At 72.3% G+C, this 16,809-nt stretch carries 15 protein-coding genes; 8 read left to right on the top strand and 7 right to left on the bottom strand.

Annotated features, from left to right (window positions below; all coding sequences use genetic code 11):
* The first annotated feature begins 77 nt into the window (after positions 1-77).
* The 4 genes from ACIQTP_RS07090 to ACIQTP_RS07075 are packed head-to-tail and all read left to right on the top strand — an operon-like array spanning position 78 to position 4,447.
* Complete coding sequence (locus tag ACIQTP_RS07090) at positions 78-1,055, top strand: ornithine cyclodeaminase family protein (protein ID WP_403397077.1); 978 nt, start codon at positions 78-80, stop codon at positions 1,053-1,055.
* A complete protein-coding gene (locus ACIQTP_RS07085) occupies positions 1,052-2,197 on the top strand; it encodes an NAD(P)/FAD-dependent oxidoreductase (RefSeq protein ID WP_403397075.1) in 1,146 nt (381 codons plus the stop codon). The genes ACIQTP_RS07090 and ACIQTP_RS07085 overlap by 4 nt, the downstream gene beginning before the upstream one ends.
* Entirely contained in the window at positions 2,194-3,303 is a 1,110-nt protein-coding gene (locus ACIQTP_RS07080; protein WP_403397074.1) for a saccharopine dehydrogenase, read from the top strand. The genes ACIQTP_RS07085 and ACIQTP_RS07080 overlap by 4 nt, the downstream gene beginning before the upstream one ends.
* The gene (locus tag ACIQTP_RS07075) at positions 3,296-4,447 is read left to right on the top strand and encodes a saccharopine dehydrogenase family protein (RefSeq protein WP_403397073.1); all 1,152 of its coding nucleotides are present in this window, start codon (positions 3,296-3,298) and stop codon (positions 4,445-4,447) included. Before ACIQTP_RS07080 ends, ACIQTP_RS07075 begins: the two co-directional genes overlap by 8 nt.
* 6 nt (positions 4,448-4,453) lie before the next feature.
* Here ACIQTP_RS07075 and ACIQTP_RS07070 read toward each other — a convergent pair whose 3' ends face one another.
* The 3 genes from ACIQTP_RS07070 to ACIQTP_RS07060 are packed head-to-tail and all read right to left on the bottom strand — an operon-like array spanning position 4,454 to position 7,725.
* Positions 4,454-5,680: a serine hydrolase domain-containing protein gene (locus tag ACIQTP_RS07070; RefSeq protein ID WP_403397070.1), complete on the bottom strand. Its 1,227-nt coding sequence runs from the start codon at positions 5,678-5,680 to the stop codon at positions 4,454-4,456.
* A 57-nt stretch (positions 5,681-5,737) separates the two neighbouring features.
* Positions 5,738-7,150: an MFS transporter gene (locus tag ACIQTP_RS07065; protein ID WP_403397068.1), complete on the bottom strand. Its 1,413-nt coding sequence runs from the start codon at positions 7,148-7,150 to the stop codon at positions 5,738-5,740.
* The gene (locus ACIQTP_RS07060) at positions 7,147-7,725 is read right to left on the bottom strand and encodes a TetR/AcrR family transcriptional regulator (RefSeq protein ID WP_403397065.1); all 579 of its coding nucleotides are present in this window, start codon (positions 7,723-7,725) and stop codon (positions 7,147-7,149) included. The genes ACIQTP_RS07065 and ACIQTP_RS07060 overlap by 4 nt, the downstream gene beginning before the upstream one ends.
* A 100-nt stretch (positions 7,726-7,825) precedes the next feature.
* Between ACIQTP_RS07060 and ACIQTP_RS07055 the strand changes: the two genes are divergently transcribed.
* Positions 7,826-8,266, top strand: coding sequence for a PPOX class F420-dependent oxidoreductase (locus tag ACIQTP_RS07055; protein WP_402047511.1), 441 nt, complete (start codon positions 7,826-7,828; stop codon positions 8,264-8,266).
* 275 nt (positions 8,267-8,541) lie between these two features.
* Here ACIQTP_RS07055 and ACIQTP_RS07050 read toward each other — a convergent pair whose 3' ends face one another.
* Both ACIQTP_RS07050 and ACIQTP_RS07045 read right to left on the bottom strand, forming a co-directional pair.
* On the bottom strand, positions 8,542-9,894 hold the full coding sequence (locus tag ACIQTP_RS07050) for an MFS transporter (protein ID WP_403397062.1): 1,353 nt from the start codon (positions 9,892-9,894) through the stop codon (positions 8,542-8,544).
* 311 nt (positions 9,895-10,205) lie between these two features.
* The gene (locus tag ACIQTP_RS07045; RefSeq protein WP_403397060.1) at positions 10,206-10,871 is read right to left on the bottom strand and encodes a TetR/AcrR family transcriptional regulator; all 666 of its coding nucleotides are present in this window, start codon (positions 10,869-10,871) and stop codon (positions 10,206-10,208) included.
* A 164-nt stretch (positions 10,872-11,035) separates the two neighbouring features.
* On the opposite strand from ACIQTP_RS07045, the gene ACIQTP_RS07040 reads away from it, so the two are divergent.
* The 3 genes from ACIQTP_RS07040 to ACIQTP_RS07030 all read left to right on the top strand — a co-directional run bounded on the left by ACIQTP_RS07040 (position 11,036) and on the right by ACIQTP_RS07030 (position 15,156).
* Positions 11,036-11,923, top strand: coding sequence for a shikimate dehydrogenase (locus ACIQTP_RS07040; protein ID WP_403397298.1), 888 nt, complete (start codon positions 11,036-11,038; stop codon positions 11,921-11,923).
* A gap of 222 nt (positions 11,924-12,145) precedes the next feature.
* Positions 12,146-13,948, top strand: a complete 1,803-nt coding sequence (locus tag ACIQTP_RS07035; RefSeq protein WP_403397057.1) for a bifunctional sugar phosphate isomerase/epimerase/4-hydroxyphenylpyruvate dioxygenase family protein — start codon at positions 12,146-12,148, stop codon at positions 13,946-13,948.
* Between the two features lie 245 nt (positions 13,949-14,193).
* Complete coding sequence (locus tag ACIQTP_RS07030; protein WP_403397054.1) at positions 14,194-15,156, top strand: hypothetical protein; 963 nt, start codon at positions 14,194-14,196, stop codon at positions 15,154-15,156.
* A 158-nt stretch (positions 15,157-15,314) separates the two neighbouring features.
* On the opposite strand, the gene ACIQTP_RS07025 is transcribed toward ACIQTP_RS07030, so the two are convergent.
* Together ACIQTP_RS07025 and gnd are read right to left on the bottom strand one after the other, a co-directional pair.
* Positions 15,315-15,920 carry a histidine phosphatase family protein gene (locus tag ACIQTP_RS07025; RefSeq protein ID WP_403397051.1) on the bottom strand — a complete coding sequence of 202 codons (606 nt, stop codon included), beginning with the start codon at positions 15,918-15,920 and terminating at the stop codon, positions 15,315-15,317.
* 5 nt (positions 15,921-15,925) lie between these two features.
* Positions 15,926-16,804 (bottom strand): phosphogluconate dehydrogenase (NAD(+)-dependent, decarboxylating), encoded by an 879-nt coding sequence (gene gnd, locus ACIQTP_RS07020; RefSeq protein WP_403397048.1) that lies wholly within the window; start codon positions 16,802-16,804, stop codon positions 15,926-15,928.
* Positions 16,805-16,809: the final 5 nt, after the last annotated feature.

The raw sequence follows: 16,809 nt of genomic DNA, 5'->3' as shown, positions 1-16,809 counted from the left end.
GCGCGGGCGCCCGAGGGGACGTCACCCGGAGGCGTCGGCTGTGGTGAGAGAGGTGCGCGCGGGGAAAGGTACAAGGAATGACCGACGACGTCCTGTACCTCTCCCGGGACCGGGTGACGGAGCTGTTGGACACCGATGCGGCGATCGCCTCGCAGCGCGCGGCGTTCACCGCGCTCGGTGACGGCACCGCCGAGCTTCCCGGCAAAATCATGCACCCCAGCCGATTCGACGACAGCGTCGTCTTCGCCTACCTCGCCCGGCTGTCCGCGGACACCGGGGCCGTCGCCAAGTTCGGCAGCGTCAACCCGGCCAACACGGCGGCCGGGCTGCCGACGGTGCACGCCGTGATCAACGCGCTCGATCCGGTGACCGGGCAGCTCACCGCCGTCATGGACGGTACGGCGGTCACGACCCTGCGCACAGCCGCGGCGAGCGCCGTCGCTCTCGACGCGCTGGCCACCGCCGACAGCGCGGAGCTCGGCCTTCTCGGCTCCGGCACCCAGGCCCTCGCCCACGCGCGGGCCGTCGCCCGGGTGCGGGACCTCAGGTCCGTACGGGTCTGGAGCCCGGACCCGGCCCGAAGGGCGCGGGCGGCGCGGCGCCTCGCGACGGAACTCGGGGTCGCGACCAAGGCCGTCGACACGGCGGAGGAAGCCGTCGCGGGCCTGCCCATGGTCGCCGCCTGCACGCTCAGCAGTACACCCGTCGTACGGGGCGCCTGGCTGGCGCCCGGGTGCACGGTCGTCAGCGTCGGCTCCTTCGAGCCCACCCGCAGCGAGGTCGACACGGAGGTCGTACGGCGGGCGGCGGCGGTCGTGGTCGACGACCCGGAGACGGCGGCGCAGCACGCCGGACCGATCGTGGACGCGCTGCGGGACGCGGTACTCACCCGCGCCGGCCTGATCCCGCTCGGCGGCGTCCTCACCGGCAGCCACCAGGCCCGCACCCACCCCGACGACATCGTCTTCTACAACAGCGTCGGGCTCGGCATCCAGGACGCCGCCGCGGCCTGGGCCGTGATCGAGGCCGCTCGTGCCCGGGAGGCGCGCCGATGACCGGGAGCGCGCGGGTCGTCGTCATCGGCGGCGGGGTGATGGGCACGAGCATCGCCTACCACCTGGCCCGGGCGGGCGTACCGGACGTGGTGCTCGTCGAGCGCGACGAACTCGCCTCCGGGTCCACCTCACGGGCCGCGGGCGGGGTCCGGGCGCAGTTCTCCGACGAGCTGAACATCCAGCTGGGTGCCCGGAGTCTGGAGGCGTTCGCCCGTTTCGGTGAGGAGCCGGGCCAGGACATAGGGCTGCACCGGGTCGGCTATCTGTTCCTGCTCTCCACGCCCGAGGAGGTCGCCGCCTTCGAGGACGGCGTACGGCTGCAGAACGCGCTCGGGGTGCCCAGCCGCCTGATCGACCCGGCCGAGGCGCGGCGACTCTCCCCGCTGATCTCCACCGACGGGCTGCTGGCGGCGGCCTTCTCCCCGGACGACGGGCACTGCACGCCCGAGTCCGTCGTCCAGGGCTACGCGGCCGGGGCCCGCCGGCACGGCGCGACCCTGCTGCGGCACCGCGAGGTCACCGGCATCGAGACCCGCGGCGACGCGATCACCGCGGTCGTCACCAGCCAGGGGCGGATCGCCACCGACACGGTCGTCTGCGCGGCCGGTGCCTGGTCGCGGGCGGTCGGCGCGATGGTGGGCGTGGACCTGCCGGTGCAGCCGCTGCGCCGCCAGATCGCCGTCACCGAAGCCGTCCCGGGCCTGCCGCCCGAGCTCCCCATGACCATCGACTTCACCACCAGCCTCTACTTCCACACGGAGGGCCCCGGCCTCCTCCTCGGCATGTCCGACCCCGACGAGATCCCCGGCTTCGCCACCACCGCCCACGACCGCTGGATCCCCCGCCTGTCCGAGGCGATGGAGCGCCGCGCCCCGGCCCTGCTCGACCTGCGCCGGACGGGCGGCTGGGCGGGCCTGTACGAGATCACTCCGGACCACAACGCCCTGATCGGCGAGGCACGTTCGTGCTCACGCTTCCTGTACGCGACCGGCTTCTCGGGCCACGGCTTCCTCCAGGGACCGGCGGTCGGCGAGGTGATCCGTGATCTGTACCTGGGCCGCGTACCCTTCGTCGACATCAGCCCCCTGAGCGTCGAGCGCTTCACCGCCGACGCCCCGCGCCCGGAGGTCAACCTCGTATGACCGAGCTCCACTTGTGGCTGCGCCACGAGACCCGTACGACCGAACGGCGTACCCCGATCGTGCCCTCGGACGCCCGACGGCTCGTCGAGAGCGGCGCGACGCTCACGGTCGAGGAGTCGCCGCAGCGGGTCTTCCCCATCGAGGCGTACGAGGACGCCGGGTGCCGGGTCGCGGAGGCAGGCTCCTGGGTGTCGGCGCCGCCGGACGCGGTCGTCGTGGGCCTGAAGGAACTCCCGGACGGGCCACCCGAACTGACACACCGCCATGTCTTCTTCGGGCATGCCTACAAGCGGCAGCCGGGGGCCGCCGCCCTGCTCCGCAGGTTCGTCGCCGGGGGCGGGGCCCTGCTGGACATCGAGTACCTGGTCCACGACGACGGGCGCAGGCTCGCCGCGTTCGGCTACTGGGCCGGATACCTGGGTGCCGCCCTGGCGGTGTTGCATCACCGGGGCAGCCTCAAGGCTCCGTTGCGGCCGATGTCGAAGGAGGACCTGGACGCCGAACTCGCCTCCGAAAAGGGGGAGTTGGGAGCCCTCGTCATCGGCGCGCTCGGCCGCAGCGGCCGCGGTGCCCGCGTGGCGCTGGGCGTGGCCGGGGCCGAGCCCACCTGCTGGGATCTCGCCGAGACCCGTGAGCTGGACCGACCGGCGCTGCTGGCGCACGAGTTGATGGTCAACACCGTGCTCACCACCCGGCCGATCCCGCCCTTCCTCACGGACAAGGACCTCGACGAGCCCGGCCGCCGGCTGCGCACGCTGTGCGACGTCACCTGCGACGTCGGCTCCCCCCTGAACGTGCTGCCGATCTACGACACCACGACGGACTGGACGCATCCCGCCCGCCGCATCCGCGAGCGGCCCGCCCTCGACCTGATCGCCATCGACAATCTGCCGTCGCTGCTGCCGCTGGAGGCGAGCGTCGACTTCTCGGCGGCGCTGCTGCCCCAGCTGCTGGAGTTCGGGGTCGGCGCACCGTGGGGGCGCTGCTTGGACCGCTTCCACGAGGCATGCCGCGCCCTCGAAGCAGAGGAGGCCGGGGAAGCAGAGGAAGTAGAGAAAGCAGAGGAAGCCGAGAAAGCAGAGGAAGGGGAGTCGCGTGATGTCTGAGGTGACGGCCGCGAGCGGCACCGTCCACTGGATCGGCGCGGGCCTGTCCACCGGCAGCGGTCTCGCCGCGACCTGCGACGCCGCCGACCGCGTACGCCTGTGGCACCGCACCGAGGAGCGTGCCGCGCGCAGCCTGGAGACGCTGGGCCTGACCGGGCGGGCCGAGCCCCGCGCGTACACACCGGAGGCGCTCGCCGCCGAGCTCGCCCCCGGAGACGTCGCCGTCTCCATGCTGCCCGTACCCGAACACGCCCCGCTGCTCGCCGTCTGCGTCGAGCGCGGCGCCCACTTCGCCTGCTCCAGCTATGTGTCGGACGCGGTCCTCGACCAGGTGTCCGCGGCCGAGGCGGCGGGAGTGGTGGTGCTGACCGAGTGCGGGCTCGACCCGGGCATCGACCACCTCTTCGCGCACAGTCTGATCGCCCGGGCCGAGGCCGCGATCGGCGTCGAGTCGGCCGCCTCGTACCGCCTCACCTCGTACTGCGGCGGCATCCCCGCAGTGCCCAACGACTTCAAGTACCGCTTCAGCTGGGCTCCCGCGGGCGTGCTCAACGCTCTCCGCTCACCCGCCCGTTACGTGGCGGACGGCACCGAGACCACCGCGGACCGCCCCTGGGAGGCCACCCGCCCGCACCTGATCGACGGCGAGGCCTTCGAGGTCTATCCCAACCGCGACAGCGTGCCGTTCGTCGAGCAGTACGGGCTTCCCGGCACCTGGAAGCCGGAGACGTTCGCGCGCGGCACCCTGCGTCTCGACGGCTGGCTGCGGGCCTGGGACGCGGTCTTCGAGGAGCTGAAGGCGGGCGACGACCGGCGGATCGCCGCCCTCGCCCAGGAGCTGGCGAAGACCTATCCGACCACCGACGCGGACCGCGACCGGGTCGTCCTCGCCGTCTCGCTCGACGTGCGCGGCGGCTCCGGCGCGACCTGGTCGGGGCGCTACCTCCTCGACCTCGTGGGCACCGCCGAGGAGAGCGCCATGGCCCGCTGTGTCTCCCGCACGCTCGCCCTCGGGGTCCGCCACATTCTGGACGGTTCACTCCCGCCCGGCCTCGGCCGCGCCGCGGAGACGGCGCAGCGGTCCGAGGAGTGGCTGGCCGAACTCGCCCGGGAGGGAGTGCCCTTCACCCTGCGCGCGGGGTAGCCGGGCTCAGTCGAGCACCGCCTCGTGCACGAGCCGCTTGAGCTCGGGATAGATCGAGTGGGACGAGGTCGGGCGGACCTGGGTGTAGAACTGCACGGTCAGATCGTGGCGCGGGTCGACCCAGAACGTCGTACTGGCGACCCCGCTCCAGCCGAACGCGCCCTCGCTGGACGGCGACCGGGTGATCCCGGGGTCCACCACGACGGAGACCCCGAGCCCGAAGCCGAGCCCCGCGTTGCCGGGTTCCCGGTGCAGCGCGCTGCCGAAGGCGCGGCGGTCGGCGCCGCCCGGGAGGTGGTTGGCGGCCATCGTGTCCACGGTCTCCGGCTTCAGCAGCCGGGCCCCGTCGAGTTCGCCGCGGCGGCGGAGCATCTCCATGAAGCGGTGGTAGTCGTGCGCGGAGGCCACCATGCCGCCGCTCCCGGAGAGGAAGCGCGGGCGGCCGTGCAGAGGGAGACCGGCGATCGGGGTGATGCGGCCCTCGGTGTCCTCGCCGTAGAGCTCGGCGAGCCGCCCGGCCTGCTCGTCGGTGACGCGGAACCCGGCGTCCGCCATCCCCAGCGGCCCGAAGATCCGCTCGGCGAGGAACTCGTCGAGGTCCTGCCCCGACGCCACTTCGATCAGGCGGCCGAGCACATTGGTGGAGACCGAGTAGTTCCACTCGGTGCCCGGCTCGAACTGCAGGGGCAGCCCGGCGTACACGTCGCAGGTGCCGGCCAGGTCCGTTCCCGGCGCCACCGACGACTCCAGACCGGCGTCGCGGTAGAGCGCGTCGACGGGGTGGGAGTGGTAGAAGCCGAAGGTCAGACCCGAGGTGTGGGTCAACAGGTGCCGGATCAGGAGGGGTTGCTCGGCCGGCCGGGTCTTCATGTCGGCGCCGGACCCGCTGACGTACACCCGCGGATCGGCGAAGGCGGGGAGGAAACGGGCGACGGGGTCCTCGAGCCGGAAGCGGCCCTCCTCCAGGAGCATCAGCGCGGCGACCGAGGTGACCGGCTTCGTCATCGAGTAGATCCGCCACAAGGTGTCGGTCTCGACGGGGAGTCGGGCCTCGCGGTCGCGGTGGCCGTACGTGGTGAGGTGCGCGACCCGGCCGTGCCGGGACACGGACACGAGGTAGCCGGGCAGCCGGAGGTCGTCGACCAGGTGGGAGAAGTGCTGGTCCAGGCGGGCCAGTGCCTTCGGATCAAGGCCGGCCTCGCTCGGCTCGACCTCTTGTCGCAGATGTCCCATGGTTCTCCTCCGGACTGCGGCTCTCGGACTCGCTCGCCCTCATCGTCTCGCTCGCCCTCATCGTCTCGTACGGACCTTGCCAGCGGCGTCGGTGGGTGGGTGAGCGGCGGGTCGCCGGTCGGCGACCGGTGCGTCGCCGCGGCCCGGGAGCCGCAGCGCCGACAGCGCGCCGACCGCCGTGAGGGCCGCGAGGACGGTCAGCGCGGGGCCCATGTCGACGCCGGCCAGGCCGACCAGCGTGGTCGCGACGGCCACCCCGACCGCCGGTCCGATGTTCATCGCGGTCTGCTGGAGTCCGCCCGCCACCCCGGCCGACCCGGCGGACGCGCACCGCACGACGACGGCCGTCGCGCTCACCATCACGGCGACGAACCCCGCGCCCAGGAGCAGGAATCCGGCGCCGATCGCGAGGTCGCTCGAGGCGCGGTCGAGCCGGGACAGCAGCAGGACGCCGAGGAGGATCAGCAGCATCGCGGTCCCGGTCGTGCGGCGCGGGCCGTGGCGGCGCAGCAGTACGGCGGAGACCGGCGCGCCCAGCACCATCGTCACGGCCAGCGGGAGCGCGCGCAGACTGCTCTGGAGGGGGTCGAGGCCGAGCACGTCCTGAAGGTAGTAGGTGCTGACGAAGAGTGTGCCGAACACCGCCGCACAGGCGCACACGAGGGTGCCGAGCGCCGCGCCGACCGTGGGGGAGCCGAGCAGGCCGGGAGGCACCAGCGGGCTCGCCGCGCGCCGTTCGTGCCGGACGAACACGGCTGCCGCGGCCGTCGCCACGAGCGCCCCGAGCACGGTCCCCGTGGGCCGGCCGGTCTGCGGCAGCACGACGAGCGTGCGCACCAGGGCGACCAGGGCCACCGCGAGCAGCGCCGCGCCGGGCAGGTCGAGTCCGGTCGCCGAGCCTCTGTCCCGGGGCGCGTCCCGGACGGTCAGGGCCAGGGCGGCCATGACGAGCGCGGGTACGACGTTCAGGAAGAAGACGGGCCGCCAGCCCAGCTGGGTGACCAGCGCCCCGCCGAGGAGGGGACCCGCGGCGGCCGCGAGACCGATGGCGCTGGTGCGCAGCGCGATGGGCATGCCGAGCCGGTCGGGCGGGTAGGCCGCGCGCAGCATCCCGAGCGTGGCGGGCTGCGACAGCGCGCCGAAGACCCCCTGGGCGACCCGCAGTCCGATCACCCAGCCGATGTCGGGCGCCAGACCGATCCCCGCCGACGCCGCCCCGAACCCCACCATTCCCACGGCGAAGACCAGTTGGTGGCCGTACCGGTCCCCGAGACGCCCCGCGAACACCAACAGGCTGGCCACCGCGATGAGATAGCCGGTACTGGTCCACTGCACCTGCGCGAACGACGCGTCCAGGTCGCGACGCAGCGTGGGCTGAGCGACCGTGAGGACGGTTCCGTCCAGCGCGACGATCACGGCCCCGACGACGCTGTTGGCCAGCGTGAGGCGGCGCCGCGCCGAGGGGTTCACCGCTCCTCCGGCCCGAGGTGCGCGTCCAGCGCGGCATCCAACAGGGGTACGAAGTCCTCCGCTCCCGTGGCGAGTTGGAGGCTGCCCCAGCCCCACAGCTGGGCGATGCCGTGCAGGTTCGCCCACAGGGCGCTCGCCACGAGCGTGGCGTCGGCCTCGGGGCTCGCCCGGCCGACCAGGTCCACCAGGACGCCGAACAGCGGCAGACTCGTCTCCCTGAGCCCCCATCGCCCGCTCTCCAGCAGATCATGACGGAACATCAGTTCGTACATTCCGGGCTGGGTGAAGGCGAAATCGAGGTAGACCCTCCCCAGCGTCGCCAACTGGGCTCGGGGGCTTGCTCCTTCGTCGCTCAGCGCCTCCGTCGCCCGGGCCCCCAGGTCGGCGAAACCCCGGCGTGCGATGGCGGAGAGCAGTTCCAGATGGGTCGGGAAGTAGCGGCGCGGGGCACCGTGGGAGACGCCGGCGCGACGGGCGATCTCCCGCAGGGTCAGCACCTGCGCGCCCTCCCTGGTCACCAGGTCCACGCCCACTTCGATCAATCGGGCCCGCAGCCCTGTCTCCGCTTCACTCATAGACACTGTCTACCAGTCTCTGTAGACGCTGTCTACCGATCCCGGTAGACGATGTCTACGTGACGGGAATGGCCATGCGTTCCCCGGGGTTGAGCGATACATGACTCAGGACGCGACGCAGGACGCACTGCTCAAGCTGCTCTCCGAGTACGACGGCGGGGTGCTCGTCACCCTCAAGAAGGACGGCAGGCCCCAGCTGTCCAACGTGAACCACGCCTACGATCCCGACGAGCGGATCGTCAGGGTCTCGATCACGGACGACCGCGCCAAGACCCGCAATCTGCGCCGGGACCCGCGCGCCTCGTACCACGTGACGGCCGAGGACCGGTGGGCGTACACGGTCGCCGAGGGCACCGCCGAGCTCACCCCCGTCGCCCGGGATCCCCAGGACGAGACCGTCGAAGAACTGGTGCGGCTCTACCGGGCCGTCCGGGGCGAGCACCCCGACTGGGACGACTACCGGGCCGCCATGGTCAGTGACGGCCGGCTCGTCCTACGGCTCCACGTGGAGCGCGCGTACGGCATCCCCCGCGGACGCTGAGCCCGCTGGACGGGGCCCGAACGGTGCGCCGGGGTTCGATGGGATCTCCGCGCACACCGGCCGCCCCTGAACCCGGCCGGGGTGCGCGGAGTGGCTCTGTGTAACCGCGCTGTCTCTTTCTGCTTGTTCCGGCCGATGTTCATGCCGAAAACGTCAGCTGTCAACTGTGCCCCGACCGCGCCCGCCTGAGAACGGCGGCGTCCCCCGACAGCCTGGGGCTGCCGGGGGACGCGAACGACCGGGGTACGGAGCACGCGGTCAGACGGTCAGACCGGTCAGGCGGTCACGGTCTCGCGCTTCGCGGCGTCCCGGGGCGCCCGCTCGCCCAGTTCCTCCGTCGGCACCGTGTGCGTCTCGCGGGCGGTGAGCGCGGCGATCACCGGCGGGACGCACAGCGCCGCGGTGAACAGTGCCACGGCCGGCCAGCCGTCGCCGCCCGGGCCCGCGATCTGCGCGGCGAAGGTGACCGCGAACCCGGCGACGGCGAAGCCGATCTGCGTGCCGATCGCCATGCCGGAGAGCCGGACGCGGGTGGAGAACATCTCGCCGTAGAAGGACGGCCAGACACCGTTGGCCGCGCTGTACACGACACCGAAGGCGAGGATGCCGAAGAGGAGGACGAGGGGGTACGAGCCCGTGGATATGGCCCACAGGTAGGCGAACATCAGCACGGCGCTGCCCGCGGCGCCGATCAGATAGACCGGACGGCGGCCGATGCGGTCGGAGAGCGTGGCCCAGGCGGGGATCGCGCCGAGGGCGACGACGTTGGCGAGCGCGCCCGCCCACAGCATCTGCGGGCGCGACAGTCCGACCGAGTCGCTCGTGCCGTACGCCAGCGCCCACACCGTGAAGATCGTGCTGACCGAGGCGATCAGCGCGCCCGCGACGACCCGCAGGACGTCCGCCCAGTGCTCGCGGAGGAGCACGAGGAGCGGCAGCTTGGGAACGCCCTCGCTCGCGGCCTGCCGGGTGAAGGCCGGCGTCTCCTGGAGGGTGCGGCGGATGACATGGCCGACCACGGCGACCGCGACGCTCGCCCAGAACGGCACGCGCCAGCCCCAGGAGAGCAGTTGGTCCTCGGGCAGCGCGGCGACCGGCAGGAACACCAGGGTCGCCAGAAGCTGGCCGCCCTGGGTGCCGCTGAGGGTGAAGCTGGTGAAGAAGCCCCGGCGGCCGGGCGGCGCGTGTTCCAGCGTCATGGAGTTGGCGCTCGCCTGCTCACCGGCCGCGGAGATGCCCTGGAGGACGCGGCAGAGCACCAGCAGGACCGGGGCGAGGCCACCGACCTGCGCGCGGGTGGGCAGACAGCCGATGAGGAACGTCGACAGGCCCATCAGGATCAGCGTGAAGACCATGATCTTCTTGCGGCCGACCCGGTCGCCGAAGTGGCCGAGGAAGAGCGCGCCGACCGGGCGGGCCGCGTACGCGACGCCGAACGTGGCCAGCGAGAGGAGGGTCGCGGTGGCCGGGTCCGACGCGTCGAAGAAGACCTTCGGGAAGATCAGGGCGGCGGCGCTGCCGTAGATGAAGAAGTCGTAGTACTCCAGGGCGCTGCCGATCCAGGCGGCCATGGCGGCCTTCCGGGGCTGGCCGGGTGGCGCGTCGAGCGGGACGGCGGGGACAGACACGGCGTGCTCCTTCGAGGGAACTCCGGGGACGGGAGTGACGGAGTGGCGGAGGGGAGAGATGCCGGGGCCCTGGGGGTGTACGGGGCGGCCGTGCCGGATGCGACGAGTCTGCTTGACGGTAGGAAGTCCGCTCGACGTTGCGCGTCCGGCTAATTAACCCACTGGATAGTTAGTAGCGGATGGCTACGGATGTTGCGCCCACGTTTCCCGGGTGTCAAGAGGCCGTACTGAAGGATCGTGCCCGGCCGTGCCCCACCCCGGCCCCGGAGCGGGGGAGCGGGGCGGGGCACGGGGTGCCGGTGCTCCGGCTCTCAGTCCGCCGTGCGGTCCGCCGTCAGATAGGCGATGACCATGTCGCCGAGCATGGTCCGGTAGTGCTCCCGCTGGTCGGGGGCGACCAGGTCGCGGCCGAAGAGGGCGCCGAAGGTATGCCGGTTGGAGACCCGGAAGAAGCAGAACGCGCTGATCATCGCGTGCAGGTCCACGGCGTCGACGTCGGCCGTGAACAGCCCCGACTTCCGGCCGGTCTCCAGGATCCGGCGGATCACCTCCAGCGCGGGCGAACCGATCTTCCCGAGCTCCTCGGACGCGGCTATGTGCTCCGCCTCGTGGATGTTCTCGATGCTGACCAGCCGGATGAAGTCCGGGTGCGCCTCATGGTGGTCGAAGGTCAGCTCGGCGAGCCTGCGGATGGCCGCGACCGGGTCCAAGTGCTCGACGTCCAGCTCCTGTTCGGCCATCCGGATCACGGAGTACGCGCGCTCCAGAACGGCCGTGAACAGCTGCTCCTTGCCGCCGAAGTAGTAATAGATCATCCGCTTGGTGGTGCGGGTGCGGGCGGCGATCTCGTCGACGCGGGCACCGGCGAAGCCGGCGCGCGAGAACTCCTGGGTCGCCACGTCGAGAATCTCGGCCTTGGTCCGGGCGGCGTCGCGGATGCGCCCGACGGGCCGTGCAGGTTCTTCGACGCTGGTCATCGGCTTCCTTCGGGCGAGGGGGTCAGTGCCCGCGATTGTAGAAGCAGGGTCTGCCGGCGTGGTTCCGAGTTCTGGGGGCGGGCCTTCCCGCGAGCCCGGGATGCTGATATAGCTAACGTACTAGTTCGTACATTAGCGAGTCGCTCAGGAGGTCCGCCGTGACCATGGACACGTATCTCGTCGGCCTCATCGGTTCCGGAATCGGCCCCTCGCTCAGCCCCGCGCTGCACGAGCGGGAGGCCGGCCGGCAGGGGCTTCGCTATCTGTACCGGCTGATCGACATCGACGTGCTCGGCGTCGGGCCGGCGGCGGTGGGCGATCTCGTACGTGCCGCACGGGACCTCGGCTTCGACGGACTGAACATCACGCATCCCTGCAAGCAACTGGTCATCGACCACCTCGACGAGCTCGCTCCGCAGGCGGCGGCTCTCGGCGCGGTCAACACCGTCGTCTTCGAGGGGGGCCGTGCGGTCGGGCACAACACCGATGTCACCGGGTTCGCGGCGTCCTTCGCGCGCGGGCTGCCCGATGTCCCGCTGGAGCGGGTCGTGCAGCTGGGTGCGGGCGGGGCGGGGGCGGCGGTCGCCCACGCCGTGCTGACGCTGGGCGCGGGGCACGTCACCGTCGTGGACGCGATGCCGGATCGGGCGGCGGATCTTGCCGCCGGGCTGAACCGGCACTTCGGTGCGGGGCGGGCGGCGGCCACGACGCCGGATGCGCTCGGGGGGCTGCTCGGCCTGGCCGACGGGGTGGTGCACGCGACGCCCACCGGGATGGCGGCCCATCCCGGGCTGCCGTTCCCGGCCGGGCTGCTGCATCCCGGACTGTGGGTCGCCGAGGTGGTGTACCGGCCGCTGGAGACCGAGTTGCTGCGCACGGCCAGGGCGGTGGGCTGCGCGACGCTGGACGGCGGGGGTATGGCCGTGTTCCAGGCGGCGGACGCGTTTCGGCTGTTCACGGGGCGGGAGCCGGATGCTGTTCGGATGCTGGCGGACATTTCCGAGCTGGCGGGTGTGCCGGGTCCGGCGGGTGTGGCGGGTGTTGGGGGCTGAGGGCGCTTCATGGGTGGGGCGGCTCGGGTTGTGTGGCGGGGTGCGGGGTCGTGGGGGCTGGTCGCGCAGTTCCCCGCGCCCCTTGCGGGGCGGGTGGTTCGGGTTGTGTCGCGGGTGCGGGGGGCGCCCACGCGGCGGCGCCGCATGCCACAGCCCCGCGCCCCTTGCGGGGCTCGGGCCTGGCCGTGCCTGTGTGTGGAGCGATAGCTGAGGAGTATCGACATGCGTACGTCCATTGCCACTGTCTCGCTCAGTGGATCCCTGACCGAGAAGCTCACGGCTGCGGGGCGGGCCGGGTTCGACGGGGTGGAGATCTTCGAGAACGATCTGCTCGCGAGCCCCCTGACACCCGAGGAGATCCGGGCCCGCACCGCGGACCTCGGTCTGAGCATCGACCTGTACCAGCCGATGCGGGACATCGAAGCGGTGCCCGAGGAGGAGTTCGCCCGCAATCTGCGCCGCGCCCGGCACAAGTTCGAACTCATGCGCCGCCTCGGCACCGACACGGTCCTGGTCTGCTCCAGCGTCTCCCCGCTCGCCGTGGACGACGACGCGCTCGCGGCCGACCAGCTGCGCCGGCTCGCGGACCTAGCACAGGACTTCGGCATGCGCGTCGCCTACGAGGCGCTCGCGTGGGGCCGCCATGTGAGTACCTACGACCACGCCTGGAGCATCGTCGAAGCCGCGGACCACCCCGCCCTCGGCACCTGCCTGGACAGCTTCCACATCCTCGCCCGCGGCGGCGACCCCAGGGGCATCGAGGACATCCCCGGCGAGAAGATCTTCTTCCTGCAACTCGCCGACGCCCCCCTGATGGCGATGGACGTCCTGCAGTGGAGCCGCCACTACCGTTGCTTCCCGGGCCAGGGCGGCTTCGACATCGCGGGGTTCCTCGGACACGTCCTGCGGGCCGGATACCGCGGCCCGCTCTCCCTCGAGGTCTTCAACGACGTCTTCCGGCAGGCCGAGGCCGGGCCGACCGCCGTGGACGCGCGCCGCTCCCTCCTCGTCCTCCAGGAGGCGACGGGACTCGCGGCCCCGCCCGCGCCCGTGGCGGCGACCGGTGTCGCATTCGCCGAACTCGTCACCCCCGACGTCGAACCCGTCACCGCGCTCCTCGGCGCCCTCGGCTTCACCCGCAGGGCCAGGCACCGCAGCAAGCCCGTCGACCTCTGGCAGCAGGGCGAGGCCCGTGTCCTCGTCAACACCGGACCGGCCGCCCGGCGCGACGGCACCTCCCTCGCCGCCGTCGGTCTGGAGTCCCCGGACCCGGCCGCCGCGGCCCGGCGCGCCGAATCCCTCCTCGCTCCGGTCCTGCCCCGCCGCCGTGGCCCCGGGGACGCACCGCTGGACGCGGTGGCCGCCCCCGACGGCACCGAACTCTTCTTCTGCGTCACGGATCGCGCCGGGCATCCCGAACTCGCGAGCTGGACGGGCGACTTCGTGCCGGTCCCGCACGAACGACTCCCGCAGTACGTGGCCCGTATCGACCACCTGGCCCTCACCCAGCCCTGGCACCAGTTCGACGAGGCGGCCCTCTTTTACCGCCGTGTGCTCGGGCTGAGCGCACAGGACAGCGTCGATGTCGCCGACCCGTACGGACTGCACCGCAGCCGCGCGGTCACCAACACCGACGGCAGCGTCCGTATCGCCCTCGGCGTCGGGCCCGCCCCCACCGACGAGGGCGCCCGCGCCCAGCACATCGCCCTCGCCACGGACGACGTGGTCACCGCGGCCCGCCGCTTCCGCGAGGCCGGCGGCCGGCTGCTGGCGATGCCCGCGAACTACTACGACGACCTCGCCGCACGGTATGAGTTCGCCGACGGCGAGCCGGCGGCGTACCGCGAACTCGGCATCCTCTACGACCGTGACGCGGAGGGCGAGTTCCGCCACTGCTACACGGAGACGGTCGGCCGTGTCTTCTTCGAACTCGTCCAGCGTGACGGCGGGTACCGCGGCTACGGAGCGCGGAACGCCCCCGTGCGGCTGGCCGCGCAGCACCTGCCGCGCCGACCGGGTCGGTGACGCCTCGGCCGTGTCCCGCCGCCGCTCGTCCGAGTCCCAGGCGGCGCATATTACCCGTCAGTTGACATTGAAACGTCCATGGCCACCGCTATCATCACACCACCCGCGGAACACCTCTGCGGAGCGACCGTCGGCCGATGACAGCGGCAGCACGGCATCGCCCCCAGTCTGCTGCCCAGGACGTGGAGCAATCGGCCTCCGGCTCCGAGGCCGGTTTCAGTGCTTCACGTTCTGAGAGGGAGCCCATGCCGGGAGACCGCTTCACCCCCGACTTCGACCCCGACTACGGGGACGCGCCCCTCACCACCGCACGCAAGGACATCGCCAACGGGCGCTGGCAGGCCTTGCGGGATCTGCTGCGGGTGACCGGCCCCGCGTGGTCCGTGCGCGCCCACCGGATCCGGCTGCTCGCGCCGGCGTGCGCGGGCAACTCGGCGGTCGAGTCCTGGCTCGCCGCGGAGCCGCGCAGCGCCGACGCCCTGGTGTTGCGGGCCGCGACCGAGGTGGCCCGGGCCTTCGGCCTCGCCACCGCCGCGGGCGGTCACGTACCCGTCGAACAGCGGCGCGTCGACCGGGCGGTGTTGGCCTGTCTCCAGGGCGCCGAGGCCTACCCCGAGGACCCCACACCCTGGATCTGCCTCATCTCCGTCGCCCGGCTCTACGCCGCCGGGGTGCGCCGCCAGGAACTCGGCCGCTGGTGGGACGAGTTGCACGCCCGCGACCCCTACACGATCGAGGGGCACCTTCATGTACTGCGCTACTACTCGGCGCGCTGGCACGGCACCCACGGCCTGATGTACGACTTCGCCCGCGACGCCGCGGCCGTCGCCCCGCCGGGCTGCGCGCTGCCGGTCCTGGTGCAGTTCGCCCGTGTGGAGGAGTACCGCTTTCTCCAGGAGGGGTCGAACGGCCGGCCGGACGCGCCCGTCGGGCTCGACGGTCACTGGAACCACGAAGGAGCCGTCGACGACGTACGGCGCACCTGGCAGCGCTGGATCACCGCGCGCCCGGACGGCCAGCCCACGCCGGAGGAGGTGCGCGACCTCAACTACCTCGCGCATGCCGCCAGTTACGCCGGCCTGTCGGACCTCGCGGCCCCGCTCTTCCGGACCCTGGGGGTGCGCGCCAGCCGGATGCCCTGGGCGCGCACCGGCGACCCGGAGGCGGAGTACGTGAAGTGGCGAGGGCGCGCCACGCGCGGCGCCTGAGCCACCTCACGTGTCCCGGCCGTCTCGTCGAAGTCGCCGTCGGCGCGGACTCCTTGACGCGGTCCCACTGGGCCATGAGAAGTCCATATGTGGGGAGAGGCCCGGCCCGCCCCGGAGGGCGGACCGCGACCTCGTCGTTTTCTACAGCAATGTAGAAACTAGCGAACCGCCGCAGAAGTTCCGGTGGCGTTCCACTCGGCGATCACAGGATGCCCGTGCTCGGTGGACAGCCGGCTGACGGTGCCCGTCGCGAGTTGGAACAGCCGCCCGTCCGCGGGGGACAGCCCGAGCCGACGGGCGGCCAGCACGCGCAGGAAGTGGGCGTGCGCCACGAGGATGACGTCGCCGTCGGCGAGCGCAGGACCGACGCGGGACAGCACGCGGTCGGCGCGCTCTCCCACCTCCGCCGGTGACTCGCCGGGATGGCCGTCGAGGCCGGGCGGCACGCCGTCGTTCCACAGGAACCAGTCGGGCCGGGTGCGGTGTATCTCGACGGTCGTGATGCCTTCGTACGCGCCGTAGTCCCACTCGTGCAGATCGGGCTCGGCCACGGCCCCGTACACGCCCGCGAGTTCCGCCGTGCGTATCGCGCGGCCGAGCGGGCTGGTCAGGGCCAGGGCGAAGGTCCGGCCGGCGAGCAGCGGGGCGAGGGACTTGGCCTGTTCCTCGCCGTGCTGGGTGAGGGGCAGGTCGGTCCAGCTGGTGTGCTGGCCCGACACGCTCCACTCGGTCTCACCGTGGCGGACCAGCAGGAGGTCGCCCATGGTCGTTACTTCGCCGACTCGACGGCGTGGCCGCCGAACTGGTTGCGCAGCGCCGCGATCATCTTCATCTGCGGGGAGTCGTCCTGGCGGGAGGCGAACCGGGCGAAGAGGGAGGCGGTGATGGCGGGCAGCGGGACGGCGTTGTCGATGGCCGCCTCGACGGTCCAGCGGCCCTCGCCGGAGTCGTCCGCGTAGCCGCGCAGCTTCTCCAGGTGCTCGTCGTCGTCCAGGGCGTTGACGGCGAGGTCGAGCAGCCAGGAGCGGATGACGGTGCCTTCCTGCCAGGAGCGGAAGACCTCGCGCACGTCGGTGACGGAGTGGACCTTCTCCAGGAGCTCCCAGCCCTCGGCGTAGGCCTGCATCATGGCGTACTCGATGCCGTTGTGGACCATCTTGGAGAAGTGGCCCGCGCCGACCTTGCCGGCGTGCACGAAGCCGGCGTCGCCCTCGGGCTTGAGGGCGTCGAAGACCGGCTGCACCTTGGCGATGTTCTCGGCGTCGCCGCCGACCATCAGCGCGTAGCCGTTCTTGAGGCCCCACACGCCGCCGGAGACGCCCGCGTCGACGAAGCCGATGCCCTTGGCGGCCAGTTCCTCCGCGTGCTTCTCGTCGTCCGTCCAGCGGGAGTTGCCGCCGTCGACGACGGTGTCGCCGGGCTCCAGGAGCTCGCCGAGCTGGTCGACGGTGGACTGCGTGGCGCCGCCGGCCGGGACCATCACCCACACCACACGCGGGCCTTCGAGCGCGCTCACGAGTTCGGTGAGGCTGCTCACGTCCGAGACCTCGGGGTTGCGGTCGTAGCCGACGACCGTGTGGCCCGCGCGGCGGATCCGCTCGCGCATGTTGCCGCCCATCTTGCCGAGGCCGATGAGTCCGAGCTGCATGACAG

Source organism: Streptomyces sp. NPDC090798 (assembly GCF_044768965.1).
Lineage (GTDB): Bacteria > Actinomycetota > Actinomycetes > Streptomycetales > Streptomycetaceae > Streptomyces.
Note: the sequence above shows the minus strand (reverse complement) of the source record. Positions and strands in the feature narration are given on the sequence as shown.